General features: G+C 45.5%; 24 protein-coding genes and 1 CRISPR repeat array. Of the genes, 11 read left to right on the forward strand and 13 right to left on the reverse strand.

Annotated features, from left to right (window positions below; all coding sequences use genetic code 11):
• Window positions 1-56 precede the first annotated feature (56 nt).
• Window positions 57-3,272: a CRISPR direct-repeat array (repeat unit 37 nt; unit sequence CTTTCCACGAACTTAATCCCCGTAAGGGGACTGAAAC).
• A gap of 69 nt (window positions 3,273-3,341) precedes the next feature.
• Together AC5JL3_RS10590 and AC5JL3_RS10595 are read left to right on the forward strand one after the other, a co-directional pair.
• A complete protein-coding gene (locus AC5JL3_RS10590; protein WP_496074454.1) occupies window positions 3,342-3,503 on the forward strand; it encodes a hypothetical protein in 162 nt (53 codons plus the stop codon).
• Complete coding sequence (locus AC5JL3_RS10595; RefSeq protein WP_496074455.1) at window positions 3,500-3,742, forward strand: hypothetical protein; 243 nt, start codon at window positions 3,500-3,502, stop codon at window positions 3,740-3,742. The genes AC5JL3_RS10590 and AC5JL3_RS10595 overlap by 4 nt, the downstream gene beginning before the upstream one ends.
• A 60-nt stretch (window positions 3,743-3,802) precedes the next feature.
• Here the strand turns inward: AC5JL3_RS10595 and AC5JL3_RS10600 are convergent, their stop codons facing one another.
• The 3 genes from AC5JL3_RS10600 to AC5JL3_RS10610 all read right to left on the reverse strand — a co-directional run bounded on the left by AC5JL3_RS10600 (window position 3,803) and on the right by AC5JL3_RS10610 (window position 7,348).
• Window positions 3,803-4,522 carry a glutathione S-transferase gene (locus AC5JL3_RS10600; protein ID WP_496074456.1) on the reverse strand — a complete coding sequence of 240 codons (720 nt, stop codon included), beginning with the start codon at window positions 4,520-4,522 and terminating at the stop codon, window positions 3,803-3,805.
• 75 nt (window positions 4,523-4,597) lie between these two features.
• The gene (gene cas3, locus AC5JL3_RS10605) at window positions 4,598-6,679 is read right to left on the reverse strand and encodes a CRISPR-associated helicase Cas3' (protein WP_496074457.1); all 2,082 of its coding nucleotides are present in this window, start codon (window positions 6,677-6,679) and stop codon (window positions 4,598-4,600) included.
• Window positions 6,680-6,730: 51 nt separating this feature from the next.
• Window positions 6,731-7,348 carry a DEAD/DEAH box helicase family protein gene (locus AC5JL3_RS10610; protein ID WP_496074458.1) on the reverse strand — a complete coding sequence of 206 codons (618 nt, stop codon included), beginning with the start codon at window positions 7,346-7,348 and terminating at the stop codon, window positions 6,731-6,733.
• Window positions 7,349-7,390: 42 nt separating this feature from the next.
• Between AC5JL3_RS10610 and AC5JL3_RS10615 the strand changes: the two genes are divergently transcribed.
• Window positions 7,391-8,011, forward strand: a complete 621-nt coding sequence (locus tag AC5JL3_RS10615) for a Uma2 family endonuclease (protein WP_496074459.1) — start codon at window positions 7,391-7,393, stop codon at window positions 8,009-8,011.
• A gap of 65 nt (window positions 8,012-8,076) precedes the next feature.
• Here the strand turns inward: AC5JL3_RS10615 and AC5JL3_RS10620 are convergent, their stop codons facing one another.
• The 8 genes from AC5JL3_RS10620 to AC5JL3_RS10655 are packed head-to-tail and all read right to left on the reverse strand — an operon-like array spanning window position 8,077 to window position 18,394.
• Entirely contained in the window at window positions 8,077-8,697 is a 621-nt protein-coding gene (locus AC5JL3_RS10620) for a hypothetical protein (RefSeq protein WP_496074460.1), read from the reverse strand.
• 43 nt (window positions 8,698-8,740) lie between these two features.
• Window positions 8,741-10,915, reverse strand: a complete 2,175-nt coding sequence (locus AC5JL3_RS10625; RefSeq protein WP_496074461.1) for a TIGR03986 family type III CRISPR-associated RAMP protein — start codon at window positions 10,913-10,915, stop codon at window positions 8,741-8,743.
• On the reverse strand, window positions 10,905-11,492 hold the full coding sequence (gene csx19 / locus AC5JL3_RS10630) for a type III-D CRISPR-associated protein Csx19 (RefSeq protein ID WP_496074462.1): 588 nt from the start codon (window positions 11,490-11,492) through the stop codon (window positions 10,905-10,907). The genes AC5JL3_RS10625 and csx19 overlap by 11 nt, the downstream gene beginning before the upstream one ends.
• Window positions 11,489-12,973, reverse strand: a complete 1,485-nt coding sequence (locus tag AC5JL3_RS10635; protein ID WP_496074463.1) for an RAMP superfamily CRISPR-associated protein — start codon at window positions 12,971-12,973, stop codon at window positions 11,489-11,491. Before AC5JL3_RS10635 ends, csx19 begins: the two co-directional genes overlap by 4 nt.
• Window positions 12,966-14,606, reverse strand: coding sequence for an RAMP superfamily CRISPR-associated protein (locus AC5JL3_RS10640; protein WP_496074464.1), 1,641 nt, complete (start codon window positions 14,604-14,606; stop codon window positions 12,966-12,968). The genes AC5JL3_RS10635 and AC5JL3_RS10640 overlap by 8 nt, the downstream gene beginning before the upstream one ends.
• On the reverse strand, window positions 14,603-15,292 hold the full coding sequence (locus AC5JL3_RS10645) for an RAMP superfamily CRISPR-associated protein (RefSeq protein ID WP_496074465.1): 690 nt from the start codon (window positions 15,290-15,292) through the stop codon (window positions 14,603-14,605). The genes AC5JL3_RS10640 and AC5JL3_RS10645 overlap by 4 nt, the downstream gene beginning before the upstream one ends.
• Window positions 15,264-16,931: a Cas10/Cmr2 second palm domain-containing protein gene (locus tag AC5JL3_RS10650; protein WP_496074466.1), complete on the reverse strand. Its 1,668-nt coding sequence runs from the start codon at window positions 16,929-16,931 to the stop codon at window positions 15,264-15,266. Before AC5JL3_RS10650 ends, AC5JL3_RS10645 begins: the two co-directional genes overlap by 29 nt.
• The gene (locus AC5JL3_RS10655; protein WP_496074467.1) at window positions 16,928-18,394 is read right to left on the reverse strand and encodes a Card1-like endonuclease domain-containing protein; all 1,467 of its coding nucleotides are present in this window, start codon (window positions 18,392-18,394) and stop codon (window positions 16,928-16,930) included. Before AC5JL3_RS10655 ends, AC5JL3_RS10650 begins: the two co-directional genes overlap by 4 nt.
• 364 nt (window positions 18,395-18,758) lie before the next feature.
• Between AC5JL3_RS10655 and AC5JL3_RS10660 the strand changes: the two genes are divergently transcribed.
• The 7 genes from AC5JL3_RS10660 to AC5JL3_RS10690 all read left to right on the forward strand — a co-directional run bounded on the left by AC5JL3_RS10660 (window position 18,759) and on the right by AC5JL3_RS10690 (window position 23,961).
• Window positions 18,759-20,177 (forward strand): TIGR03985 family CRISPR-associated protein, encoded by a 1,419-nt coding sequence (locus AC5JL3_RS10660; RefSeq protein WP_496074468.1) that lies wholly within the window; start codon window positions 18,759-18,761, stop codon window positions 20,175-20,177.
• 15 nt (window positions 20,178-20,192) lie between these two features.
• Complete coding sequence (gene crn3 / locus AC5JL3_RS10665; RefSeq protein ID WP_496074469.1) at window positions 20,193-20,525, forward strand: CRISPR-associated ring nuclease Crn3/Csx3; 333 nt, start codon at window positions 20,193-20,195, stop codon at window positions 20,523-20,525.
• A 100-nt stretch (window positions 20,526-20,625) separates the two neighbouring features.
• The gene (gene cas6, locus AC5JL3_RS10670) at window positions 20,626-21,747 is read left to right on the forward strand and encodes a CRISPR-associated endoribonuclease Cas6 (RefSeq protein WP_496074470.1); all 1,122 of its coding nucleotides are present in this window, start codon (window positions 20,626-20,628) and stop codon (window positions 21,745-21,747) included.
• A 102-nt stretch (window positions 21,748-21,849) separates the two neighbouring features.
• Window positions 21,850-22,284 carry an arsenate-mycothiol transferase ArsC gene (locus AC5JL3_RS10675; protein WP_496074471.1) on the forward strand — a complete coding sequence of 145 codons (435 nt, stop codon included), beginning with the start codon at window positions 21,850-21,852 and terminating at the stop codon, window positions 22,282-22,284.
• Window positions 22,285-22,479: 195 nt separating this feature from the next.
• A complete protein-coding gene (locus AC5JL3_RS10680) occupies window positions 22,480-23,247 on the forward strand; it encodes a ParA family protein (RefSeq protein ID WP_496074472.1) in 768 nt (255 codons plus the stop codon).
• Window positions 23,237-23,713 carry a carboxysome distribution maintenance protein McdB gene (locus tag AC5JL3_RS10685; RefSeq protein ID WP_496074473.1) on the forward strand — a complete coding sequence of 159 codons (477 nt, stop codon included), beginning with the start codon at window positions 23,237-23,239 and terminating at the stop codon, window positions 23,711-23,713. Before AC5JL3_RS10680 ends, AC5JL3_RS10685 begins: the two co-directional genes overlap by 11 nt.
• A gap of 14 nt (window positions 23,714-23,727) precedes the next feature.
• The gene (locus AC5JL3_RS10690; RefSeq protein WP_496074474.1) at window positions 23,728-23,961 is read left to right on the forward strand and encodes a hypothetical protein; all 234 of its coding nucleotides are present in this window, start codon (window positions 23,728-23,730) and stop codon (window positions 23,959-23,961) included.
• 158 nt (window positions 23,962-24,119) lie between these two features.
• On the opposite strand, the gene AC5JL3_RS10695 is transcribed toward AC5JL3_RS10690, so the two are convergent.
• The gene (locus AC5JL3_RS10695; protein ID WP_496074475.1) at window positions 24,120-24,539 is read right to left on the reverse strand and encodes a VOC family protein; all 420 of its coding nucleotides are present in this window, start codon (window positions 24,537-24,539) and stop codon (window positions 24,120-24,122) included.
• Between the two features lie 189 nt (window positions 24,540-24,728).
• Between AC5JL3_RS10695 and AC5JL3_RS10700 the strand changes: the two genes are divergently transcribed.
• Window positions 24,729-25,697 carry a tyrosine-type recombinase/integrase gene (locus AC5JL3_RS10700; RefSeq protein ID WP_496074476.1) on the forward strand — a complete coding sequence of 323 codons (969 nt, stop codon included), beginning with the start codon at window positions 24,729-24,731 and terminating at the stop codon, window positions 25,695-25,697.
• Between the two features lie 115 nt (window positions 25,698-25,812).
• On the opposite strand, the gene AC5JL3_RS10705 is transcribed toward AC5JL3_RS10700, so the two are convergent.
• A complete protein-coding gene (locus tag AC5JL3_RS10705) occupies window positions 25,813-26,283 on the reverse strand; it encodes a hypothetical protein (protein ID WP_496074477.1) in 471 nt (156 codons plus the stop codon).
• Window positions 26,284-26,328 lie beyond the last annotated feature (45 nt).

Raw genomic sequence — 26,328 nt, forward strand, 5'->3', positions numbered from 1 at the left:
AGACTTACGAAAAGCCTCTGTAGAATCCTCCCGCTGTATAAGTTTCAGACGGCGGACTTTCCACGAACTTAATCCCCGTAAGGGGACTGAAACATACCTAACACCAATCCTGGCTCTGTACCTGGAGAACTTTCCACGAACTTAATCCCCGTAAGGGGACTGAAACTTTATATTATGAGTTAATAACGGCACAGTATAAGAAGCTGCTTTCCACGAACTTAATCCCCGTAAGGGGACTGAAACACTCATGCATAATCAGGCAATACAAACAGCAGTAACAGCTCTTTCCACGAACTTAATCCCCGTAAGGGGACTGAAACAACTCTTTTGCTTCACTAACAAATTCTATAGGCGCCTTTCCACGAACTTAATCCCCGTAAGGGGACTGAAACGTATGTGGACTGTGGTTGACCTTCGTTAAGCCAGTTCTTTCCACGAACTTAATCCCCGTAAGGGGACTGAAACCATCAATGGAGTGTTCCGAATTGCCTATCGAGGCCTTTCCACGAACTTAATCCCCGTAAGGGGACTGAAACTTGTAGTTAGAAGAGCAACAAAACGCGATCGCGACTTTCCACGAACTTAATCCCCGTAAGGGGACTGAAACAGGCTTATAGGTGCAGGAGGTCATTATTTGTAAGTGGACGCTTTCCACGAACTTAATCCCCGTAAGGGGACTGAAACATGGGGTGGCAGTTTGGGGGAGATATTTCGGGGGCAGTGGTGCTTTCCACGAACTTAATCCCCGTAAGGGGACTGAAACCAGCATCTTTCTGAATGCGCCGATTTGAACGGTTCAGTTTGCTTTCCACGAACTTAATCCCCGTAAGGGGACTGAAACGCGATAAACGTATCTACAATCAGGCTTAGCTCTGTATCCTTTCCACGAACTTAATCCCCGTAAGGGGACTGAAACGTCAATGCCACAGGCCATCCATGCCTCTCATGATGCTTTCCACGAACTTAATCCCCGTAAGGGGACTGAAACCCCTGTAGGACTACTGATTGCCCGTCAATTTTTCCTGCTTTCCACGAACTTAATCCCCGTAAGGGGACTGAAACACGTTATCTGCAACTGTCAAGTTAGTGCTACCGTCTGTTAGCTTTCCACGAACTTAATCCCCGTAAGGGGACTGAAACCTCGTTTGGGAAAAGTCTCGACGAATTGGAGCAACCTTTCCACGAACTTAATCCCCGTAAGGGGACTGAAACCTTTCATAACGCCTAACCCGTTCTGCGCTCGAACTCTTTCCACGAACTTAATCCCCGTAAGGGGACTGAAACGTAGGGTAACTAAAACCAAAATTAATCAGGTTAAAGCTTTCCACGAACTTAATCCCCGTAAGGGGACTGAAACAGGAGAACTTGATGTTAAACAGTGGGCAAAAGAATTGCTTTCCACGAACTTAATCCCCGTAAGGGGACTGAAACTTTTCGAGTACTACCCCCCTCTAGAGGTTGCACAGATTGCTTTCCACGAACTTAATCCCCGTAAGGGGACTGAAACGCTATTATGTCATCAACTACTGGGTTGATCAGGTCTGAACTTTCCACGAACTTAATCCCCGTAAGGGGACTGAAACCTTTAACTAATTCATCTCCAGTTATTCCAGATTCTTCGGCTTTCCACGAACTTAATCCCCGTAAGGGGACTGAAACTTTGAAGAGGAGGCTTTAGAGCTAAAGCGGCGCAACTTTCCACGAACTTAATCCCCGTAAGGGGACTGAAACCGATCGCATACTCACCAGAGTTGGATGGTTCCCCTTCTTTCCACGAACTTAATCCCCGTAAGGGGACTGAAACTTAGAGTTCCTTTGATTTTGATTGCTGAGATTATCCTTTCCACGAACTTAATCCCCGTAAGGGGACTGAAACAAAAAATGCCTGATGCAGTAACAGGAGACGCGGCCTTTCCACGAACTTAATCCCCGTAAGGGGACTGAAACAAGTTTCAAAAGGATTGCTGTGCCCTGCAACAAGGGTCTTTCCACGAACTTAATCCCCGTAAGGGGACTGAAACTCTTCAGTTTGCTCATCTTCTACTGCCGCATTTCTGTAACTTTCCACGAACTTAATCCCCGTAAGGGGACTGAAACTCGTTTGGGAATGTCCTGCCCAGGATGGGTTCATGGCTTTCCACGAACTTAATCCCCGTAAGGGGACTGAAACGCTAGTGGTTTTGCTCGTTTGACCTTGTCGCCCTGCTTTCCACGAACTTAATCCCCGTAAGGGGACTGAAACGAGACATGAATTTGTACGTTCTCGTTGGTCGCGGTCCTTTCCACGAACTTAATCCCCGTAAGGGGACTGAAACGCTGCAATAACTTCAGAGAAGTCTGAGGCTTCACTTTCCACGAACTTAATCCCCGTAAGGGGACTGAAACCTGATACGGGAGGGAGCAAAGTTCCCCAGCGCCTCCCGACTTTCCACGAACTTAATCCCCGTAAGGGGACTGAAACTAAAATCCTTAGTCTTCTGAATGCCACCTATAATCTTTCCACGAACTTAATCCCCGTAAGGGGACTGAAACTTGCTTGGACTAGGAGGAGCGATCGCGTTTCCAATTGCTTTCCACGAACTTAATCCCCGTAAGGGGACTGAAACTTTCAGATCAGGCAATATCACGCCTACGCTTGGGACTTTCCACGAACTTAATCCCCGTAAGGGGACTGAAACTAGGGATACGCAGCAACAGGCGTTCGAGAAAGGTCTCCAGCTTTCCACGAACTTAATCCCCGTAAGGGGACTGAAACTTAAGAGCAACTATATAATCTTTATCATTTCTAAGACTTTCCACGAACTTAATCCCCGTAAGGGGACTGAAACGATATCTCAGAATGGCAGCGTGACGACAGCGGACAACCTTTCCACGAACTTAATCCCCGTAAGGGGACTGAAACGCGAATATCCACTTCATTGACCCGTGCATCTAGGAAGCTTTCCACGAACTTAATCCCCGTAAGGGGACTGAAACATTAGTTATCCAACTGTAGGTAACTGTTCGTGGAACTTTCCACGAACTTAATCCCCGTAAGGGGACTGAAACGTTAGCCCATTTTCGCCAGGAAGCTGTTTTCTGAGCTTTCCACGAACTTAATCCCCGTAAGGGGACTGAAACAGTTCACACCGGGAGACGAGGTACAGTTCAAGGGCGGCTTTCCACGAACTTAATCCCCGTAAGGGGACTGAAACTAGCGGTCATTTGCCCTGATTCTAATTGTGGTGAGAGTAGACTTTCCACGAACCTAATCCCCGCAAGGGGACTGAACACATAGCTTTAAAGCTCACCTGAACAACTGTTACACTAACCACCAACCAGTGAACAATGACCAATAATGAATGACGGATGAAAATACAGAAGAGTTAAAACAGCAAATAGAACAGCTTACCGATGAGCTAGAGGCAGCCTACGAACAAATAGCGATCAATATAGAACGTATTAGCGAATTGGAAAGACGGCTAAGTCAACTAGAACAGCGACTGGAGGAACCTGCCCCATGACGAGAACTAAATTAAGCCAACGACTTCACCCTTATAAAGAGCGCATAAAAGCCGCCAATAAGAAGTGGGAAACTAGCAGTTCTCAAAATACTCAAACCCTTTCAGTAGGAGAATACTCGATTGTCACAGAAAAAGGCACCCTAAGACTTATCGTTCGACCTGATGAAATTGAGATTCATTCGGATGATAAGACATTGGCACTAGAACAATTGAGCGATTCGGCTGTTCTTTTTAAGTAACAGCAGCGCTGAATAAGACAAATCAAGAAAGTAGTATTTCGGTTCTAGCCCAATAGGGCTTTAATAGGGATGAGCCTGGAGCCAAGCTGCAATCTTTGGTGTCTCGCTCACTGTCTTTTTCAACGCCTCAAGCTTTGGATATGGCTTGAGCAGTTCTTTGGGGAGCCGATAAGGTCCTGCTGGCTCCGGGATGTAGAAGAATGTAGATGGGGTTGTCCAGAGGGAAGCCGCTTCATCTAATGTGGAAAGAATGTCAAACACCGCAAGCTCTGCCCATGTCAGCTCTTGTCCCACAAGGAATGGAGAGTCTTGATTTTGTGTAATTAGAAGCTCAAATCTTCTCAAGTGCATGGGTACAATCACGGCAAAGTACTCATCCAATCGCTCCGCCCTCACCGCTGCATCCCTCATTTTCATGATCAGCCGACCCTTTTCCACAACCCGGTCAACATAACACCCGTACAGAAGGTCTAGCAGATCTCTCCATGCATCAACCACCATATCTGATAAAGCTGCCTGTACGCTGTCGCAAGGGTACAATCCGGCTTCTTTTGCCGCATACCGAGCGATCGCGCAGGATTGGCTGATCAGGGTTCCACCAACTTCGAGAATAGGGAGCTGACCAAATGGCAATTCTCTATTATCCCGCATCTGTACATATTCCTGGAAGGAAATTCTTCTATCTTCAAATGGGACGCCGCCATAGATGAAGATGAGACGAACAAGCTCGGCTCTGCCCTTCCCATCACCGAAATACAGCAAGATTGGGTGCTTGTTCATCAGACTTGGTCTTGTATTGCGAAAGTTTAGCTTCCCAACTCTAAGCCAGTAACTTGAAAAACTCAACTCGTCAGGTCAACGATTAAGACTTTGCTTCGATGGTTCTTTAACTGGAGGCAATTGAACCGATCGCTGATCGCACAAACGCAACGCTCTAACTACCAGCGAGTACAATTGCAGGTACTCAATTTGAGCCGTATCAAATCGATTCAAGTCAAATTCCTTAGTGACAGCGTAGACTTCCCGACTCAAATTGGCAGGTTGTAGCGGTAAAGTCTCAGGCAAAAACCGAGCAATGCTGCGCCAACTAGAAGCGATCGCATTGTTCGCCCCTGGATGCAATTGAATCTTCCCCAGCTTCGCCACATCCCCCATTTTCCATCCACCCGCCCAAGCCGAGTGGTGACGACCTGCCGCCATAATTACAGCATGGAGAATGCAGCTAATTTGCTCAGAGTCAGCGTTAAAGCCGTCGCGCAGCAAGGGTAACAGAGAGTTTTTCAGAATCTCCCGCGACAGGAAGGCACTTTCTACAGCATGGTTGGGGCGCTTATGTTTCTTCTCGTATGCCTTGAGTCTGTTTCGTTGTTCCTTGTCTTCTGGGTTGTAGTCTGTATGTGCCAAGAGATGCGAATGGGGATTTGTGCCCTTAAATGAGGAGTGTGCGATCGCCTGCCACCCACGCATCACATTTTGCCACTTCACCTGAAGCTTACCCAAATCATGGGTCAAAACCGCAAAAAACACCAAATACTCAAATAGAGCCTCAGCCTCATTCTCCGCTGCATCGGGAAAAATTTTAGTTCGGATAAACCGCCCACCCGCTTGCAAGAGTTCATCCCGCACGCTACTCATCTCAGTCTCGACCCATTCACCATTTCGCTTCAGCGTCGTGGGAAATGCCTCGCGCCAGCACTTCCACATCAAAACTAGGTGTCCCACATAGTTATCCATGCGATAGCTGTACTCACTTTGATGAGTCCGCTGAGGCTTATTGGGTGAAACGAAGTGATTGCCCACAACATCGGGACCAATTAATAAACCAATTTGGTCATCGTAATAGACGTAGCGCGGATTGACCAAAATCCTGACGCTAGCAATTAGAGATTCGCGAGAGGTAATTGGAATGCCATTTGGCTGACTGTATGTTTCTATGTATTTATCTTTTGGGTTTTCAATTCGCTTAAACATCCAATCAATTTTGTAACCGAGATTTTTGACATCTTGCCAAACTTTACATAGGGTAGAAATCGGGAGGGAGAAGGCTAATAACTTCTTGGGGTCAATTGGCTCATCATCCAAGAAGATAGGTTCTTCCCAGATAAACACGCTTCGTGCATCGACTAACCGAATTAACTCATTAGCTACTGACTGCTCCCCTTGGAAAAAAGCCGCATTAAACTGCTGCTCAAAGTTCATCTGATTATTTGCCCGACGCTCGTGTTGCAGCAGCGTTTCTTCTGTGTGAATCGTGTTAATCCACTGTTCTTCTATCCGAAAGCCAACATTTTCATTAACTTGCTCGGATGCCGTATGCTCTTGTAAAACTGCCCAAGTTAATTCACAAATTTCGTTGGTATAGGGCAGGAAATTTTGCTTCTTTTGGGTTGGTTCTTCCGGTGTATCCTCCCAATCAGATTCAGTCAATTCAGCATTGACTGGGTTAACCTGAAACGAGCGATAGATGTAAACTTCACCCTGTTCGCCCCCAAATCTAGCACAGCGTCCCGCTCGTTGCAGCAGGGAATTCATTGGACATAGATGCGTATGCATCACTTCGCAGGTAATATTTAATCCCGCTTCAATCACCTGCGTAGAAATCAGAACATGACAAGTGTTATCCTCTTGCTGTTGCCAATCTTGAGCAAATATCTCCTTCAAATAAGCTTCTTTTTCGGCTCTATGTTCAGGTAAAAATCGGGAGTGCAGCAGGGTAACAATTAACTCGCCATCAGAGTTCAGTTCGTCTAAATCTCTAAACAATCCCTGAGATTGAGAAACCGTATTGCAGATGATAATGACACGCTTACGTTGATAGTGTTCAATATCATTGACGAGAACTTCAGCCGTCAAAGGTTCAGATATTGCTCGAAACGTCCGACAACGGTTTCCTTCAATGTCTTGTAAATCGGTGTCTTCAACCCGAATAATTTCCATAATGCAAATTCATTGTTGATTGTGCATCGCTCATTGCCCATGAACCATGAACTATGAACCATCAGTTAATTGTTTAATCTGGGCAGCAAGTTCATCTGTTAATGTGGCGGTCATCAGCAGAAACGGTGAAATGCCTTTGACTTGTTCCAGCACTTTGAGGACAGTAGCAAAGGAACGGTCTGGGTCGAGTAAGTGCAGTTCGTCAAAGACGAGATAGGAGGCAAAAATTGCCCCGGCGTTGACATTGGCAGAACCGCGACCGACTGAATAGGGGATATTCAGAAAGCTGCTTAACATCTGGTCGATGGTGCAGAATACGATATCACCTTCAAATCGGGGGTCTTCTGGGTTCTCTCCGGTTTGCAGCGTCACCACCAGAGGGCGAGAGGAAGGGGTAAAGGTTTCCCAGGTTCTTGCTAAGGTTTCTGCCCGTTGCCGCAAGCTGTTGGCGAGGGTTCTCAAGGGGACGACGTAAATCAGCTTGTTGGGGAAGTTGCACTGTAGGGTTTTGGCGAAGAGGAAAGGTGCGATCGCGGTTTCGGTTTTGCCTGACCCTGTGGGGGCGCGGAGGAGGACATCTTGGCGGTTGAGGAGATGTGCGATCGCTTCTTGCTGGAATTGGCGTGGGGGGAATCCCGTTAGGGTTTGAAAGTATTGGTCAATGGTCATGGATACAATAAAATTAGCTTTCTTTTGTGTTCTAGAAAAATTATGTTGCTTACTCAACGTCGCGCTGACCGAGTTGTTTTGCACAACATTAGTTGGCAACAATTTGAAAATTTACTAGTTGATTTAGGCGAAAGCCGTGCTGCTAGATTTGCCTATGATGATGGAACGTTAGAAATTATGACCCCTTTACCCGAACATGAATATTACAAAGAAGCGCTTGGGGATGCCATTAAAGATATTGCCGAAGTTTTAGACCAAGACTACGAAAGTTTAGGGTCAACAACTTGGAAGCGCGAAATCAAGAAAGCCGGGGTAGAACCGGATAACTGTTTTTATTTTCAAAATGAGCCAAGAATTCGGGGAAAGTTAGAATACGATCTCAATCAAGACCCTCCTCCAGACTTAGCGCTAGAAATTGATGTGACGAGCAAGTCTCTAAGTCGCTTTTCCATCTATGCTCGTTTAGGTGTTCCAGAAATTTGGTGTTATGACTCTGGTGAACTGAAAATTTACCAGCTACAGAATGAGGGATATATGGAAGTAGAAACCAGTTTGGTGTTTCCTACACTTCCCGTTCAAGAACTTCCTGCACTAATCGAACAATACCGTCCTCAATGGAGACGAGCAATCCGCCGTGCTGTGAGAGAGTGGGCGAGGGAATAGGGGGACAAGGAGAACAGGGAGACAAGGGGGATTTTGCGTAATATCTATGTCCTCAAGGTTGAAAATTAAGCTGCTACCTTCTCATCAAGTTGCAATTCGCACTGCCGGAAAATATAGTTAACAGCGGCAAAGAGTTTATCTAGCTCCTGAATGCTGTAGAGGGTAATATTTTTGGTAAAGGTATCGGCTTCTAGTTTGCCAAATTGCCAGATTGCTCCGTTAGAAACAATGCCAAAAACCATCATTTGCGGGTCTTCATTCAGTCGTTGTGCGGCAATCATTTCGGCTAGGCACTGACCCCAACCCTCTTCAAATTTATCTTGCTTGGCTTCCACTAAAAGTAAATAAGGCTTGTCAAAGACAACCTTTCCCAACGGAGAGCGTTTCGCCAAGATATATTCGGGAAAGCCTGAAAGATTCTCATCATAGGTGAGTGACTCGTGACTCCACAATAGGAACTTGCTGCGATAGCACTTCCAGACTTCTTTCAGGACAGGATAAATTAAATTTTCACAAATAGCGAATTCTGAGTTATCAACGACTCCTTCCCGCATGACAGTTTGTAAGTCTTCTCGGAAGTAGTCGGGGATGTTAAATTCTATTTCACCGATGAAATCTGCTTCGGTGTATTTAACCTGAAATTCTTTGACAACTGCACCAATACTCTTATAACTACTGAAAGCCATATGTTAACCCTCATCTACTTCTACAATTAGCAATTCAGGAACACTAACGCTTTGGTGGTTTGGGAGGTCTGACAAAAACTGAATTGCCACCGCCCTTATCCTCTCGCTTTCCTTTTTGTATTGGGTGATTAGACTGGATGGATTTTTTCAAAATAGGCTTACCCACATTTGTACCTGGCTGCGGTGATGGAGTAGATTTGTTGACCTTCCGATTATCTTCCCATTCCATCACTTGCAAGGGACTAGGTAAGACGCGACGCTCTTTGTACTCGTTTTCATCAGTTCCAATACGTGGCTCTCGGTTACGCTCAATTTCCATGTATCGCGTTGTACGCTCAATATTTGATGAACCGGGCCAACTCAGCATTGCCAGGAGCATTTTGATACGCGGTAATTCTTCTAAGTTTGTGGCTTTACCTGTGTTCGGCTGGTCTGCTTCACTGATATGGTCAAGAACATACTTTTCAAAAGCTTTCACACATCTTTCATGTGTGTCACTGGTATTGGATATTTCTCCAATGTTCCAGTTATTATCCTTAAATAGCTTTGTGTATCGCTGTTTGCGATCGCTTAGATGTAGCTGATGAGTAATCTTGACTGCTCCCATCCCCAGTGGTTTACCCATACCGAGCGAGAGACGGTACTCTTCATCCTGGTATTTCTTGGCATGATTCAGCACCCAAAAGACTGCACCAAGCTCCACATCAGTCAGATTCTCAAAATCAATAGTGAATGTAAAAGAGACTCCAGCTTTAATAGGCTTAATCTGAGTTGTTTGGCTTGCTGAAGCTTCCGAGTTATCACAAACAATAGAAGGTGAACGTCCCTTGTGCCAGTAGAGCTTATGTCCTCTAATGACTGTTGCCTCTCCTGGTTTATTGGCATAGTGTTTCAGTTCGCTCTTTCTAGCTTCTGGGTCAGTCTGAACTAAGTAGTGCTGAAAGGTTGTAGGTTTAGGTGTAGAAAGAATCTGTGGTGTAATTGTTCTTTCCGGATTACCAGTGAACCAGATATCCTCACTAGCTGCTTTTTCACAAACAGCATCACTGATAAAGACTCGTCCAGCAAGAGCTTGGTCTTTTTCACGTTTTTCGTTTCTGACAAAGCCGAAGATAGCATCTGCAATATCAACAGTATCAGATTGTCCCAAATCCTTTGGAATGAAATCAACGGCTGAAGCAGCACACCCATCATGATTAGGAGAATAAGGAATACGAAAGTTTGGGCTGTGACCAAACAGCGTTACCTCTATTTGACCGTCTTGAGGTTCGCAATAGAAAATAGGGCGTCCCTCTTCCTGCAAAGCTCCCATCTTTGTGTCAAAGGGTTCCTGCTTCTGAAAATCAGTAAGTGCGCTGCAATAATGTTGAATTGCTTCATCATTAATTTTCAGTAAAGCCGCGCTTTCATCGATAGTTGCAACAATGCAGTGGTTTCTGCGGTGTAGGTTCTCAGGATTATCTGAAGCTTCTAGCATATTGCCGCTAGTAACTAACACCCCTTGATGCGGATACAAACTGAGATTAGTGCTAACTGTTCTGGTAAATCGACGAGGGGGTTTTGGGTCGGTTTCTCCGAAGCTAACATTTATATGCTGGGGACGATAACCCGATTGATTCATTTTGACGAGAGGGCGAATCCTTGATAAATCTCGCTCTTTGACCCAGATAAATGGAGAACCATCAATAGCCTGAGCAGGACGGATATACCAACCATCGTTTTGTTTAATCAAGTAACCCGCTTTTACTTTTTTAAGAAGACTTTTATATTCCTCGCCCAAGGAGTCAGATTTCCGGTTGGCTGCAACGGCACGGAAGAAAAAATGTTGCTGGTTAGATACCCTCTCGATTTTGCCAAAGCTGACAATTTCAACTAAGGTACGCAGCATTCCGCGTAAGCTACTACCAGGGATAGTAAGTTTATGATTGGCGGGATTGCTGAAAAATTCAGCTCGTTTTAGGCGTTCTTCTGGTTCGAGTTCTTCATTTGGTTTGTCACCAAACTCGGTAAAATTATCTGGCGTTAGCCCACAACGAGTATAGAGTGGTGATTCAGTGGTCAATGTACATTTGATTTTGCCAGTGTGACGGTTCAGGTTGTAGCAATTGCAATTGTGTAAAGGTTCTGCCGGAACTACTTTGTCAGGTAATTCCACAAAATTGTAGGGTGCGATCGCTTTACGGTCTTCCGGTACTTCTTTAAGATGTTTAGGGAGCATTGATTAATTCCTTTTCGGTAGTGAGGTCTACAATACGGCTGAGGTGAATACGAGCTACCCCTGAATCGTCATAGTCAATGAAGTGATGTACCATCAAGCGCACTCGGTTAATCAGCCGATTACGCTCGTCCAATGCAATATCGGTAAATGGCACGGCGTGCTTGAGTCCCTGCGAACCGTCCCAAAGTAAGGTGAAGTTACCTCGCTTCTCTCCGTGAGTCCCCCAGAGAATTTGTCTTTCTGGAATTTTGTCTACCTCTGGATTATCTTGAATTAGACGCGATCGCCATGTTTCACCAGTCCGCCAAAGCAACACCTCTCCGTTTTGACCAAAGACACGGCATTGCTGAAGAGTGAGTATTCGTAGCGTCGGAAAATTAAACTCAGGCTGGTGAAATACCTTTTCAGCCGTAGTTAGACGATAGTTATCGAAGCGACCCCAAATTACGCCGTCTTCAGCATGAGCTAGCAGATAGTTGAGTTTCCAATTTCTTGCTTGCTCCTCCAACCAAGAAGTAAGTGTCCCTTGGTCTACAATCCCATCAACGGAAAGCTTCTGACATAACACTTCGCTCATGCTGCCACCTCTCCAGAGAAATCACTCACGAATGCTTCTAAAGCATCAGCATCAGCATCAGCTTCACTCACCTGGAGACGTTCCCCGTCTTGAAAAATTGTCCAGGTTTGTACTGCTTCTCCTGGAATCTGTCGAATTATCGTTGCTTTGATTCCCTGCAACCGTCCTCGTCCGATACTGCTCTCACCACCTACAGGTAAATCACTCGTCCACAAGTCTTTGAGCAATAGGAGTAGCAAACCAATCTCAGCCTTCTTTGGCTGACGCAACTCTAGTTCTAAAGTTAGGCGTGTTTCATCACTACCAAATATCGGCTGTTCGCTAAACAATGCACCGTGGTACGCGCCACCAGTAAAGCGGTCGATAGCGATTCGATTTTGCACCAAGTCAGCCGTATTTTCGATGACGCTTTCATGTACCACTAGGCGACTTGCTTTTGCTTGTTTGCTGTCTTCCTCCACAAAGCCGAATAAATCCTTGACAATTGCTTGATGTTTCCCCAAAGTGTTGACAATGCGCTCGGCTCGATGCCGTAAAACTCCTGCCAAGCTAGTACCAGACAGTACAGGTTCTAATTGACCGTCTCGATGCGATCGCAAATGCACAACATCGGGAGCGCAACCAGTGGAGTCTTGACCAGAGCGAATGAGTAAGGGACTTGCTAGTTTAAAGGTAGCTTGGATGGAGAAGCGATCGCGTTTATCCTGTTGCTTTATGGTTACTCCAAGTGCTTCTGCAATGGATTCGCTGATGTTGGGTTGCTTGGCGTATGACTCTGACCAAGAGCGATCGAAAGTCAACCAGGCAAGGCGATCGCTATGTTTGTTGAAATCAAATTCCCATACTTGCCATTCGCCCACATGACAGCGACCAAAACCTCGCCGCTTTTTCATGCCGATGCTGATTTCACTAGACTTTAACCCCTCTAAGGCTAGAGCTAGTGCTTCTCTTAGCTGATTCTCATCGCTTTCCTTATCAATCAGTAATTCAAAGCTAAGTGGAAACTGAGTTCCTGCTGTCAATAATTCCAGGTCATACTTTGCCTTGTCAGCCGCTGTACCAGTTGCACTATCGATTTTGACTCCATCTCGCAGCTCAACTATAGGAATATCACTGCTGAGAGCATCATTAATAATCAAAGGGCTTTGAGTATCTTGCTTCTTTATGTCTAACTTCTGTTTTTCTGCGAGATGTTTCTCATCTTCATAGGCAAATAAGTCGCCAAACAATTTTGCCGCTATGTCTTGACGACGTTCAATTTTGCCGTAGTCACGCTCATACTCATGTAAATAATTCCGCAAAGCTCCAGCAATGGATGAGCCTGTCAATAAAGCTTTAGGACTGATACTGTCACGCAACAGCATCAAGTCAGTTGGGCCTTCAGCATCACCATTTCCCAAACAAGTGGGCGTATTTAGAACCAATACACCACGCACAATAATGCGCTTGATAATAAGTCGCCCCTCACGTTCTCTATTCATTCTTGCTCTCCTTGGTTGCTTGCTTTGCAACTGCCATGATCAGGCGTAGCGTGTATTCGAGTTTCAACCTATCGACCTGTTCGGGTGGTACTGATTCGCTAGCAACTCTAACGTCTAAATTCCGTAAATCCAGCCAATTGCTTGGGTTATCTAACCATTCACCAATCTGCTTTTTAAGTGCTTTCCCATTGACTTTTGTATTTTCAAATTGAGTGTTAGCGTTCTTGGGAAGATTGTTGAGCAGTTCAAGTACTGGATTTTGATTCTCCTCAGCAATAGCCTGTCTTGCTACAATCATCAGCCGAGAAAGTTGGCTGTTGGTCATCTTGTTGGGGTTAAGCTGGGTAGAATTAACTTTCTCTAGAAGTAGCCTCTCCAGCTTCTGCTCCAACAACCGCTTTGCCATCTGTTTTGCTATTTGACTATCTTCAGAGTTGGGTTCTAGCTGTGGCTCAGTCCAGTCAGTCTCTGAGTCTAGTAAGCTGGCAGTAAATCTGGGATAATCTTCCAGCCAATTCACCGCTACTCGTCCGAAACCATCAACCCGCCTTTCACCAATCCCTTGATTTTCCAGGTGAAGAATTCGGTCAGGATTTAGCTGACCGTTATGATTGAATACAAAAACACTACCTGCTGCTAAAGCTGGCACTTGAGGTAAAGGCAATCCCCATTTTCGGTTAAATCCCCCCACAATTAGACCCGTGGTATAGCTGGATTGTGGCTCTAGCTTCACGTCTAATAATTTTTCAAGTAACTCAGTTAAAGGATTAATTGCTTGAGATATTTCATTCGAGCCTGAATCCGTTAGCGGTATGACTACATACTGACCCCATTCATCTTGTAGAATCAAGTCACTAAGGAGAGTAATGCGTAGAATCTCGCGATCGCACCGTTCTTCAGGGTCAGCTAACTCTATCCCCAGTTCGTGCCAAACCTCAGATTCTTCTATCCGATCAACCTTGATATGCCCGTAACCTGCACTCTGAGAACCCCCTAACCATAGTTCGTTTGGTTCTAGTAAGGGCTTAATTTTCTCTACATCGTCAGCCTCATCGAATAGAATTACAGCCTGAAATGTTTGCCCTGCATCTAGAGTCTCGTAGCGAAAGACAGCACCGCTTCCTTCAATCCCTCTACCTCTTTTGCGATCACGTTTGTTATGAATATTGATTCGTCGTTTTTCTTTGCAAAGCTTTACCTTTTTATCATCTACAATACAGAAGTTTGCATCTAATGACTTTGGTGAAATATCTTCTTCGGGTTGCTCATAGCTGAAATCAAAGACAGTTATCTCTTCTAATTTAGAAATATCATCAACTTTCCTCCTAAACCAAGAGAGCGGTATAGGTAGAGTACGTTTTTTTTCTTTATTACTATTATTAGTATACAGATAGGCATTTAAGTAGCGGGTACTGCTATTAAAGAACAACCGCTTCACATCTGGGAATTTTGAGCCATCCAAAATATCATCAGTGCTTCGCAATCCGTGGTGCTGAAAATATCGACCAATCAACATCCCTCGAATCATGCTACCGGGGATGTACGAATAAGATACGTCACTGTTCGGATCGCCCTGAAGTGAAGTTGCTAAGAGAGGCTGCTGAGTATGCAATAAAAACGTGATAGCTTTCATCCCCTCGTCTCCTGCTCAAAATAACGGAGATTGTCTTGAGTAATTTCTTTACCAGTTGAGTCATGCAGCGCGCTGCATACATAACCCCGCCCCCTGTTTCGTCCACTCCCGACCCGCCTCAGTGCCAATGTACCAACGGCTAGAAGTGCCAGCATATCTGCTGTTGGAGTTTCTTCAAACAGCAATTTGGTAGTGAAGCACAAGTCTCGCAAGACAACCCGACTCGAACGCAAGCTATGGGGAGAAGGTGCGCCGTTTTGGGGGTCAATAGCCGTTTGGCGACGAATCGTTGTGAGGGAAAAGAGAACGTCTGATTCTGTTAGCTTTCTCTGATGCTCAGGACGTGTCTTTTCTTGGTCAAGTTGTAGTCCTACTGCCTTTCGTAAAGCTTCAGGTAAGCAAGCATCTCCAACGTGGATTTTAGAGATAGTTCCGAGGGTGCTACCAGGGATGCCAAACAGATAATTAGCTGTCTCTTGCCAACGGAAGCGACACTCTTCAGGTAGTATGACTACTATATTATCGCACTCCTCACTCAACAATCCTTTCAGAGTGCGTCCCCGTAAATAGGGAAATCCATTAAAATCATGTTCTACTTCCTGGTCAATTAAACCTGCTACTCCATCACCACGCCCAAAGGTGGCATCACTCAAGAGTTTAATTTTCAGATGGTAAATTTCCATCATTTTTCTCCTCTAGGGGGACATGAAACTCCATTGCTTCAATAGCATCAAAGTAGGCGCAGATTCTCTCATTTTTTCTGGGATTGTCAGTCCAACCACTTTGATGAAGGTCATCAGTCCGTGCTGCTGAAAAACGCGGCAAATAATCCTTATGCAAACCATAGACTTGCAAAAACTGCTGGCTCTTCTCTGAACCTTGGCGTAACTGTTCCCGTAAAGCAACAACCTTATTACGACGACCCTCCCAGTTGGGATGAGTATTAAATTCGCTAACAACTTTGGAAAAATCAGCCCAATTTCGCCAATCTCTCTCAGAGTGTAAATATACAGGTCGCATGGTTAGATTACCTTCAGTGACTTTATATTCTCGCTTACGGATGTCACTAATTGAACCTAACAAACCGCTAGCAGCAATGTGCCAATCAATAGCAGAAAAATCTGACCTTTTCAATCGTTTCTTCTCATCAAGCACAAAGTTTTTAGCATTTCTGCACAGTGCCTCACTTAACTGATAAGCTCTGGCAAATGGATAGTGTGTCTTGACAATGGCAATTCCTGCACAAGCCGTCAAGCCTTTGCCATCTGGAATATTTTCCTTTTCAGCTTCAAATGCATTGAGGTAGAGTTCAGCGATAGTTAATCCCAAACGTCCATCACAGACAAAAGTGACATCATCGCCACCATAAACGATTGGACGAAACGGTATATACTTTTCACCGTCTCTTTCTGTAATTGCAAACTGTTCCTGCAATTTCCCGTCTGCTAACTGGATAACTTTATTAGCAACTACTTTGAGAGCATTTACTCCTGCTTGGTTTAGTTTCTCAGAGAGGTCACGCATACGCATAACATACTCTCGATCCGATTTAGATTCATTGCCGTAGTCTTTGAAGCGATCGCCCATCCCATTGCCATCAGCATGAACAATAGCCATATAGCTACTGCTACCTTCATTGCGACCTAAATCATCAACGTCATAGGGAACTTGGTAATCTCCTAGATCTAAATCTGCAAAGATAGTTTTTATGAGGTGTTTGTTGGCTGGTTCACCCTGTTTCGGGTCAACAGATCGGAGCTTTTCAACGATTTCTCTGGAAACTAGATAAGTATTAGGAACACTGTAGCGATCACTCGTATCCACTGCCACTAGTCCAGTCGAAAGACAACTAGCTGTTACTCCCAAGCCAAGTAACGGTACAGAAAGATTGTACTCGCGTTTCTTTTGCTCCAGTTTTTTGATTACGCTGTCAATCGTTTTGCTGAGCTGATTTCCCCATTTAAAGGGTTCACTATGAGCGACGACAATTTTTAGACCGGGTGCTTCTCGCAATACCTTTTTGCTTAGTATTTTGGTGAATCTGATGGCACAATCTATATCTTTGAAAAGACGAACTGCATTACCACCTCCTGTGTAAATTAATTCAGCATCGAGATTATTGTTTTCAATGCGTTTCTCTAGTTGATTACAATTTGGAATATACACATTTTCTCCAAACTTTTGCTGCAAAACATGCTTAACCCAATTATTGGTTGCTTGAGCTACTAGGTATGATGCACCTATGTTTTCCCGAAGGCGATTGCTGCCAAATATATAAGGCTGTATTCCCGTTGTATCGATGACAGTTACTATGTATTGACTCATGGCGCGTAGTAACGATTATTGTCTTCAATCCATCCCTTAATATGAACTTGAAGATTATCAAGCTCTTTGCAGCCAAAAACTGCAATTTTGGGGTCTTCTTTTTCAATTTCAGTTTCAACTTTTAATTCTGCTTCTAATTGCTTTGGATCATTGTAACAACATACTAAAGCTACACGAGCCTGCTCCCCACCGAGTTGACGTGTTCTAATGTAAGCTTCAAATAGTTTTGACTTACAGAGTGGTTTAGTGGCATCAGTAGTACAAGATAAAGCAAACAGTTGATAATCTTTCGTAAAGGCAACATCAAACTCAAATTTCTCTTTTTTCGCGTCCTCTACTTTAAAAGTCATCCCGCTATCATGTATCAAACCAGGATTTTTTTTTGATACTTCTTGTACTTGACTCAATACATAATGCTCAAGCCAAAGACCGTCAAGCCACTGGCAAGCATATTTAGATTTATCAAATTTACCCTTTTCAGCAAACTGCTTGAGTGATACCTCTATTTCTGATTCACCCAAATACTCTTTGTCTCGTAAAACCTTAATTATTCGCTCTATATGGGGTACATATTCCGGAATCCACAAAGCCTTATAGAATTCAACAAGCTCTTCAACTAGCTTATAATTATGCTTCTTAAAAGCTTCTATAATAGGTTTGCCATCTTCTGGTTGTTTGATGTATTCCTGCAAAGATTCATCCAACTTACGGATGGCAACGTCAGGGGTTAATGCAACTGTAGCTTGCTCTATCTTCTTGTCTGACTTCCATTCCCACTCAAGTGGTTTGTTCTGCTTTTTCTTCAGTACCTTTACGGCAGGTTTAAGTATGTTATCACACCACCAACGCCAAGCTATTGCTAAGTTTATATCAGTATGAAGTTTTGCTAACTCTGGATGAAGCTCTGCTAGTTCTGGCGCGGTTTCTAGTAATTCTTGGTAAGTAACAGGGTCTTGCGTTAGATGTAATTCATGTAGGTCAAATATTTCTTGCAATAAAAGTTTAAAGGTGACTGGTTCTGGATTAGGAGAATCATTGTCCCTATCTATGAGCATTTGTAAACTTCGAGCATCAAGATAACTAAATCTAGGATTTTGGACACCTGAAACTTCAAATAAGGCCCGATAGCCATGAACTGACATTGCCTTTGTGCCACCTGTGTAATTTAAGCCGAAAGTATGACCTGGATGTTTCTTAAGGACTTCTTTTATCGGACTTTGGATTTTGTCTCGAATGCAGCATGAATTAGCCTCATTTCTACCTAGCGAAATAGGTATGACATTGATCGGCTCTAGCATTCTCCCAATACAATCTGCTTTGCTAGCTGTATCTGTACTATGAACTAAATAAATGGTGCCTCCCTTTTTCAGCAACATTTTTGCTGCAATGTAGTTAGGTAGAGGGTTTTCACCAACAAGCAGAAACAGATGGTCAACTTTGTAATAAGGCTCGGCTGTAGTCATTTTGTGCTTTTGAATCTACTGGATACAGGTTTAAGTCAATGGAACAGTTGGGGAGACACTCGTAACTTTAGGAGTGCGATCGCTCCTCCTTAACTGACAAAATTCAATCAACCCCTCTTTAGAGTTCCCAAATTCTCTGGCGGAGTGTCCCAATGCGTGAAGTCAACATTTTAATTTTTCCCTAAAGTCTGACCAGTCCAGGGATTGAAGACTTTTGTCAATCGCTCAGGCGATCGCTCACCTCTGGCTACAAGCAGTGAATTTATCCATCTCCTGCAAATCCCACCCTAATATGGCACACCATCGGAAATACCCCCTTCCGATGCTTGATACGCTATAAGGCACACCTTAGATTCACGAACCGATGGCGGATGTACTCTTTCGCAATCCCCCGCACCCCAAGCTCCTACAACAGTTAGCCAAAGGACTTTTAGAACAAAATCACCATCTCACCCGCGCTGTCAGACTATGGGCTTTGCTACGCTGGCTCTACGGCGATAAAGGATACACAGCTCTGCCAGACAGCTTCACCTATGCCGATTGGCGTCAGGCTTTCTTCAGCGAAACTCACCAGGATGAAAAGCGGGAAGACGTTTTCAGCCATCAAGACCCCAACTGCGCCTGCACTAAAACCACTAGACAATGGCTTCATGAGCTAGATATACCTGTGGATGAATGGCAACAATCCTTGCAAAAACAAATCCCTATCTCCGACTCTGACCTAAAGGACTTCCTGCAAGAACGGTTATTTGCCCAAGTCCGCAAATCCCTTCAAAGTGACCTCGATTTACTTGTTAGTTGGGGCTGGCTCCAACAAGTACCTAGCCAAACTGGCAGGAGCAAGCACTACCGTCGAGTGGAAGTACTGCCCATTTCCCATAAACTAGAAAACCTTGAGTCCGAAGGCAGCCTAACAACCAAAGAACAAGTTTATGTAGCTGAAACACTGGAAATGCTTGGGTTTCTCGACCCCAATATACCTCTATTAGCTGAACAAATTTCTGAACACCCCCACGAAGATACTCGTCGCGTCTTTTTGTATGTTGACTACCTGGTGCCAGAGTCTACTCAAAAGCAAGATGATGTCGATCAGCTCCAAGGGGAATTGCAGGAAATTTGGGACTCCGGACAAATACAGCCTCTGCTCTTGACCTATCACAGCGCTCATCTCGGTTTGGTCAAAGAGTGCGTTGTCTATCCCGTCTGCATCTATTACATGGAACGGGCAAAATACCTGTGTGCCTATGGCAGCAGCCCCCATGATGAAATCAACTGGCACAATTATCGCCTCGATCGCATTTGCTCAAAACGCCTAGTATCATTGGACTGGGAAGACCCGCGTGTACCTCAGTTATTGCGGGAGAAATACGAAGACGGGCAACTGCCAACCAAAAAAACAGTTCAGACGAAGCTAAAACAAGCTTGGGGTTTTGACTTCTACAAACCATCAGCCCTGATGCTACTGCGGTTTAACCAGAAATTTCACGATCACTATATCCGAGGAACTTTCCTGCATCACACCTTTGAACCCGTTGACTACCAGCAAGCAGCCAGCCTCATCAAACAGCACACCCAAAACCCAGAACATCGGCAATCTCTATTAGAAATTCTCCAGTCTCGCTCCCCCACCGATGCTTACTACGAAGTTAAATACCGCGTTACAGACTACCACGTACTTAGGCGATTGCGGGCTTTAGGTCCAGAAGTAGAAATCCTGTTGCCTTGGGACTTACGGGAAAAGATAGCTCAGCATATCCAACAAACTTGGAACCACTACAGATAGTTTTTGCCAAACCAGATGAATGCTATTCAGTTAAATCATCGTTCCCATCAGACTCAAGATAGCCTTCCCTACCAACACCTCCGCGTCCAGATTACCAACGATGACGGCATTATTGAGCCAGAAGACCTAAAGGGATTAAAGCTTCCATCTGACATTGATTTCAGTCAGGGAATCGTCATTGAAGACAAAAGCCCAATTTGGTTGTATGCCTATTTAGTCCATGAATGTCACCCAGCCGCCTGGGTTGGATGCTACGACCCTCGATATAAAGGTGCTGTCGTCGTGGAAACCCACACTCGTATCGTATCTGTTGGTCAAGTCCTCAAACTCGAACTGCCCAGCAACTGAGGTCTGTTTGTAAGCGTGTCGAACAGCTATTGTCGCTAATTAATCCCCCACAGGGGATGGAAATTAGCTAAAATTCTCACCAAGTCCAATCAACAGGACAATGGCTCGACCCAAACGAACAAAAAAAGATGCTGCCCCATCTGACCTCAGTTGGTCGGCTGATACAGAACTGGTAGGGTTGGTCTTTGAATTGACCCCTCGCGCTGCGGACTATCTCTATCCTCAGTACACCGTTGGATTGCACGCTTGGTTCTTAGACCAGGTACGTCAAACTGACCCCGAACTATCTGCCTATCTCCATGATGGTCAGTCTGAGAAACCGTTTTCCATCTCTAGCCTAGAAGGCGAATTGCTCACGGCGGGGAAAAACCTCCAACTCAAGGTTGACGCATCTTACCTCTGGTACGTGAGTGCGCTCTCAAAGCCAGTAGTGCAGTGGCTTGCCCAATGGGTACAGGCACTGCCAGAGGTTATTGAGTTACGTGATGCCTCATTCCTCATTCATGCTTGTGAGATTGCTTTAGCGCCAACGACTTATGATGAGTTGTTTTCAAACGCTCATTCCCCATCGACAACCCTAAAACTCAGCTTTCTCAGTGCCACCAGCTTTCGCCGTAAAGGGAATCATTTTCCGCTGCCCGTACCCAACAATCTCTTTCACAGCTACCTGCGCCGCTGGAATGACTTTTCTAATCAGCAATTCGACCAAGATGCCTTTTTAGAATGGGTGGAGGAGTGCGTGTTGATTCACCGCCACCGCTTGGAGTCTGTGAAAGTCGCAGCCGGGAAGAAGGGTTCGGTAACCGGGTTCACGGGCGCAATCGAGTTGGGATTAACGTCGGCTGCCTCCTCTCAACCCAAATTCGAGCAGTTGTTCTATGCCTTAGGACAGTTTGCCCCTTACTGTGCGACGGGACACAAAACGACATTTGGTTTGGGGCAAACAAGGGCGGGATGGCTAACCCAGGAAACGCCGACTGTACCATCGCAGCAGAGCCTATTAGCACAACGCATTGCTGAACTACAAGAGCAGTTTCTCTCACAACGCAAGCGTGCGGGTGGCACTCGCGCCACTGAGATTGCCGAAACCTGGGCAACGATTTTAGCACGCCGGGAGTTGGGGGAATCATTGATGGCGATCGCCACTGACATGGAGATGCGCTATGAGACGGTAAAGACCTATGCCAAGTTAGCGCGACGGGCGTTAACTCAAGTCTCTTGAGGGTTAAATCTGTTGCTGCACGGTCGATTCGATTAAGTTATCTGATAAACTCAAGGGCAGCAATGGCTAGCGTTATTAGCTTTTTCAAATCGGTGAGGACAGATGAAAACGCTACTGTTTCTCTGCACAGGCAATTACTACCGCAGCCGATTTGCCGAACATTTATTCAATGTATTGGCTCCCAAGCATGGGTTAAATTGGATAGCTACCTCTCGCGGACTAGCGCTGGAACGGGGTGTAAATAATGTCGGAGCTATCTCCCAGCACGCCCTCATGGGTTTAACCGAGCGCGGAGTAAGCATGGCACTCGATGTGCGCTATCCTCTTTCCCTAACTGAAGCCGATTTGGTTGCAGCGTCGAAGATTATTGCTGTAGATGAGTCAGAACACCTGCCTTTAATCGTCGAGCGCTTCCCTACCTGGAAAGATGCGATCGAATACTGGCTAGTTCATGATGTCGAGTACACTCTCCCCGATTCAGCACTCCAACAAATCGAGTACAACATCCAGCAACTAATCGAGCAACTGCCGAAATAATCGGTTGGCGTGCGCTTTGCGCCAATCCCCAACAACTGATTGTGAGCCTTGGCGCAAGCGTTACTCTCGCTCCTTAGTCTAGATATCTACAATTCAAGATACCTAGATATCTATAAATAAAGATAGCTAGATATCTAGACATTTACCTAGCTCAACCTGTACTCTGTACTGTATCGAGTTGGGTTTACGACAAGCGTGCGAACTTGTGCCTGTGTCTCCCTCTCTGGAGGGCAAGGAAAAACCTCCGTGATTTTCTTTCTTTCACTGCTACTGGCAGCAACGGGGAAGCGAGTATTAGCGATCGATGGTGACCCTCAAGCCAACTTGACTTTTTACTTGAATCACGAGGTTGCCGCCAATCAGCCTAGCTTGCTTGAAGTCCTCACCGGAGTGGTTGATACAGAAGACGGCATCTACCCCACCAACTATGACAACTTACTCCTTATTCCTGCTGATCGAGGCTTATTTAAAGTCTCGGACTACCTCAGTAGCAGCGGTGCTGGGGCATTCATCCTCAAACTGCGACTTCAAGCCGTACAAAAGCTGTTTGATTATGTCCTAATTGATGTCCAACCTTCTCGCTCCCAAATCTGCTTAGGAGCCGTAGGAGCTGCTGACTTCATTCTGATTCCAGTAGAAGCTAGCACCAAAGGAGTCAACTCTTTGATCGATACTTTAGACTTTCTGCAAGAGCAAGCCAAGGTCATGGCATTTACAGGCTCCTTACTGGGAGTCATCCCCTTTAGAGATCGATGGATTGGGCGAACTCAAACCCTTGAGAGTAAGGAGAGCATTGAAGCCATCAAAGAGTTTGCCGGAGAGATTCCCGTGTTGCCCAGCATCCGCGAGTCAGAGCAGTTTAAACGAGCAATTCGCAATGGACAACTGCTATCCGAAATTGGACAACAAGACTTGCAATACCCCTTTGAGAAAATTATCCAGGCTTTGACTCATGAGCAATGATGCCCTCGAACGTTTAAAGAAGCGACAGCGTCCCAACGTACCGAGTCGAGATGCCTCCTTGTCTTCTCCTAGTCAAGATATCTCGACATCTAGATACCAAGACACTAAGACATCTAGAAACCAGGATGCCGAGATATCAGGAAACCAAGATGCCGAGATATCAAGAGACCAAGATGCCGAGATATCAAGGAACCAAGATGCCGAGATATCAGGAAAGCCACCAGAACAGCTTCTAACTAAGCAAAGTACCTTGAGACTAGAAGCCTCTTTAAGTCAGCGTCTCAGTGAGGTGTGTCAGGATAATGGACTCAGCCGGGAAGTGTTGATTGAAGCGTTATTTGAACACTACTCAAACGACCCAGAGGCATGGCAGGCAATTCTCGCTGAAGCGAAAAGGCGGGGAGAAAGAAGGATGCAGATGGCTAACCTAAAACGGGCGAAATCAATGATGCAGCGCTTCAGCTAAACAGTGTAAATGCCGTGGCGAGTAATAGTGAGATAGAGATGCGCTGGGTCGAGGCATGGAGTGACTTGTACGAACTCCTTGAGCAGCGTTCGGACGTTAAATGCTTGTTACCAGACGAGCGGGTTGTTGACATAGAAGAGTGCAAAAGCTGGCTGCAAGATTCGGCTTACCAAGGTTGGCACGTCAAGGTCGAAGCGGGCTGGGTTCTAGACAAGCAAGGTATTGTCGCCTCACGTTGGCGAGATTAGTCTAGCCAAGCGAACCTACCTAAATCCCGACGATTAAAGTAGATGAATCACTACAAACAATTTCCGACGCTTGAAGATTGTTCGTAGTGATTCATACTTGTTGGCTGTGCCCAGTCGCATTACTAGTCCAGCACTCCAAATTTTCCCTAGAGAGCTTATTAGTGAGCAAAAATTGCTTCATCTTGCCGGAAAGCTTTGAACTCTAAAGCATTACCACTGGGGTCTTTAAAAAACATGGTGGCTTGTTCACCGACTTCACCTTGGAAGCGGATGTAGGGTTTGATAATAAAGTCAATCTCATGGTTGTTTAGCGTTGCTGCCAGAACTTCCCATTGTTCCATCTCCAAAATCACCCCCCAGTGTCGAACCGGAACACTCTTTCCATCAACAGCATTGGTTGGGGTGTCTTCAGGCTCTTTGGGGCATAGGTGAGCGGTGAGTTGGTGTCCAAATAGATTAAAGTCAATCCAGGTATCGGAGGTTCTGCCGACTGTGCAACCGAGAATGTTTTCGTAGAAGTGGCGAGTAGCTGCCAAGTCAGTAACAGCAAAAGCCAGATGAAAAGGTCTAATATTCATGGTCTAGTTCAGGAAAAGGCATCTCAACATCACGTTTCAAGTTATGTGCCAAAAATTTCATCTTATGTGCAAAATTTTCACCTTATGTCTGTCGGTTTTCAACTTATGTGCAAACCGACAGACATAATTGTTGATTAGGATTCTGGTATCCTTTAGAGTATGGAAACGTGAATTATCGTACACAAACCAATGGCAACGAGCCAGCTCGCCCACAGTGAGAACGCGCCCACCCTCCTCGCCTTAGCTGGGGAGCGGGACGTACTGGCGGAGCTTTTGGCAGATAAGCGCAGCCTGAACACCCGCCACGCCTATGAGAAGGACTTAAAAGACTTCTTCCGGTTTATCGCCGGGGCTTTTCCAATGCCGGAGTTGGTGAAGGAGTTTCTCCAGTTGGATAGGTTTGGGGCAGTCGCTCTGGTGTTGAGGTACAAAGCCCACCTGATTGAGCGGGGATTAAAGGAAGCAACCATTAATCGACGGCTGGCGGCGATCAAATCGCTGGTTAACTTTGCCCGGAAGATAGGTAAGTGTGACTACACTCTGGAAGATATTAAGGGTGAAAAGGTCAAACCCTACCGCGACACGACGGGCATCAGCAAAGAATCTTATAAAAAGATGCTCTGTGTCCCCGACCGCAACACATTAAAGGGAAAGCGCGATTATGCCCTGCTGCGGTTGCTTTGGGACAATGCGCTCCGAAGATCTGAAATAAGTCTTGCTGACATCAAAGACTTAGACCTAGACGGGCGGGCACTCCTAATTCTGGGCAAGGGGAAGGGGAGTCAGAAGGAAGCTGTGAGCTTGAGCCGACCGACAGTAGACGCAATTCTTGACTGGTTGCAGACTCGAAAAGAGCTGGATATCAACCAGCCACTATTCATTGCGCTTGACCGAGTAAGCTACGGGCATCGGTTGAGTGGAACATCAATCTACAGACTTGTTGATGCGGTTGCCTTAGCCGCTGGACTTAGCAAAAAGTTGTCACCCCACAGAATCAGGCACAGCGGCATCACAGCGGCGCTTGATGCGACGGGCGGGGATGTGCGTCGAGTGCAAAAGTTGAGCCGTCACGCCAATCTGAACACGTTGATGATCTATGACGACAATCGGCAGAATGTTCAGGGTGAGATTTCAGATTTGCTGGCTGATCTGGTGTGAGCGGGTAAGGGTGAGCCATCGGCGAAAGTCAAGGACTCTCTATTTTCTGTCTGCCCAAATACTCCTTGAAGAAAACAATCTGGTGATTAAGCAAGATACTCCTGAAAAACCATTCTTATTTACCTTCTGGGTCAGGGCGATTTTGGGAGTCGGGTACATCAAAGAAAATCTCGAACTCAGCCGCTGGCATAAAACGATGTAAAAACCTGAGGTGGTCTGAGGCATCTTGGCGGTTGTGAAAGCGTGCAATGATGTAGCGCTGAGCGTTGGGCAAGAGGCGAACAATCGTCCAAGGGTAGGTAGAGTCTCCAGTGGGGTTGTCACTCAGGTTTTCTACTCCTTTGTCACTTTTGGCACCTTGTACAATCGACAGGAGTCGCTCCCGTGCTGGGTTGCTATCGTTGGGAACGACGCTCCAGTCACTGACTGGTGCTGGTAACCAAGTCAGCATATAGGAGTGACCTTCTTTGATGACTTTCCAGGAAAGTCGTCGGGTTTGTTTGCAACAGTGATAACCTTGCTGCCTTATCGCAGCACAAATCCTCTCGCCTTCACGATTGAGGCGAAGCCAGTCGCGGTGCTTCATAAGTTTTAGTAGATAAACTAGTTTTTCGCTTTTTGTTGAGGAAAA

The organism is Symplocastrum torsivum, from assembly GCF_059505465.1.

What these genes read in the sequence shown, in the direction of transcription:
- AC5JL3_RS10590 (WP_496074454.1), top strand. Translation starts at nt 3,342, where the DNA reads ATGACGGATGAAAATACAGAAGAGTTAAAACAGCAAATAGAACAGCTT.
- AC5JL3_RS10595 (WP_496074455.1), top strand. Translation starts at nt 3,500, where the DNA reads ATGACGAGAACTAAATTAAGCCAACGACTTCACCCTTATAAAGAGCGC.
- AC5JL3_RS10600 (WP_496074456.1), bottom strand. Translation starts at nt 4,522, where the DNA reads ATGAACAAGCACCCAATCTTGCTGTATTTCGGTGATGGGAAGGGCAGA.
- cas3 (WP_496074457.1), bottom strand. Translation starts at nt 6,679, where the DNA reads ATGGAAATTATTCGGGTTGAAGACACCGATTTACAAGACATTGAAGGA.
- AC5JL3_RS10610 (WP_496074458.1), bottom strand. Translation starts at nt 7,348, where the DNA reads ATGACCATTGACCAATACTTTCAAACCCTAACGGGATTCCCCCCACGC.
- AC5JL3_RS10615 (WP_496074459.1), top strand. Translation starts at nt 7,391, where the DNA reads ATGTTGCTTACTCAACGTCGCGCTGACCGAGTTGTTTTGCACAACATT.
- AC5JL3_RS10620 (WP_496074460.1), bottom strand. Translation starts at nt 8,697, where the DNA reads ATGGCTTTCAGTAGTTATAAGAGTATTGGTGCAGTTGTCAAAGAATTT.
- AC5JL3_RS10625 (WP_496074461.1), bottom strand. Translation starts at nt 10,915, where the DNA reads ATGCTCCCTAAACATCTTAAAGAAGTACCGGAAGACCGTAAAGCGATC.
- csx19 (WP_496074462.1), bottom strand. Translation starts at nt 11,492, where the DNA reads ATGAGCGAAGTGTTATGTCAGAAGCTTTCCGTTGATGGGATTGTAGAC.
- AC5JL3_RS10635 (WP_496074463.1), bottom strand. Translation starts at nt 12,973, where the DNA reads ATGAATAGAGAACGTGAGGGGCGACTTATTATCAAGCGCATTATTGTG.
- AC5JL3_RS10640 (WP_496074464.1), bottom strand. Translation starts at nt 14,606, where the DNA reads ATGAAAGCTATCACGTTTTTATTGCATACTCAGCAGCCTCTCTTAGCA.
- AC5JL3_RS10645 (WP_496074465.1), bottom strand. Translation starts at nt 15,292, where the DNA reads ATGATGGAAATTTACCATCTGAAAATTAAACTCTTGAGTGATGCCACC.
- AC5JL3_RS10650 (WP_496074466.1), bottom strand. Translation starts at nt 16,931, where the DNA reads ATGAGTCAATACATAGTAACTGTCATCGATACAACGGGAATACAGCCT.
- AC5JL3_RS10655 (WP_496074467.1), bottom strand. Translation starts at nt 18,394, where the DNA reads ATGACTACAGCCGAGCCTTATTACAAAGTTGACCATCTGTTTCTGCTT.
- AC5JL3_RS10660 (WP_496074468.1), top strand. Translation starts at nt 18,759, where the DNA reads ATGGCGGATGTACTCTTTCGCAATCCCCCGCACCCCAAGCTCCTACAA.
- crn3 (WP_496074469.1), top strand. Translation starts at nt 20,193, where the DNA reads ATGAATGCTATTCAGTTAAATCATCGTTCCCATCAGACTCAAGATAGC.
- cas6 (WP_496074470.1), top strand. Translation starts at nt 20,626, where the DNA reads ATGGCTCGACCCAAACGAACAAAAAAAGATGCTGCCCCATCTGACCTC.
- AC5JL3_RS10675 (WP_496074471.1), top strand. Translation starts at nt 21,850, where the DNA reads ATGAAAACGCTACTGTTTCTCTGCACAGGCAATTACTACCGCAGCCGA.
- AC5JL3_RS10685 (WP_496074473.1), top strand. Translation starts at nt 23,237, where the DNA reads ATGAGCAATGATGCCCTCGAACGTTTAAAGAAGCGACAGCGTCCCAAC.
- AC5JL3_RS10695 (WP_496074475.1), bottom strand. Translation starts at nt 24,539, where the DNA reads ATGAATATTAGACCTTTTCATCTGGCTTTTGCTGTTACTGACTTGGCA.
- AC5JL3_RS10700 (WP_496074476.1), top strand. Translation starts at nt 24,729, where the DNA reads ATGGCAACGAGCCAGCTCGCCCACAGTGAGAACGCGCCCACCCTCCTC.
- AC5JL3_RS10705 (WP_496074477.1), bottom strand. Translation starts at nt 26,283, where the DNA reads ATGAAGCACCGCGACTGGCTTCGCCTCAATCGTGAAGGCGAGAGGATT.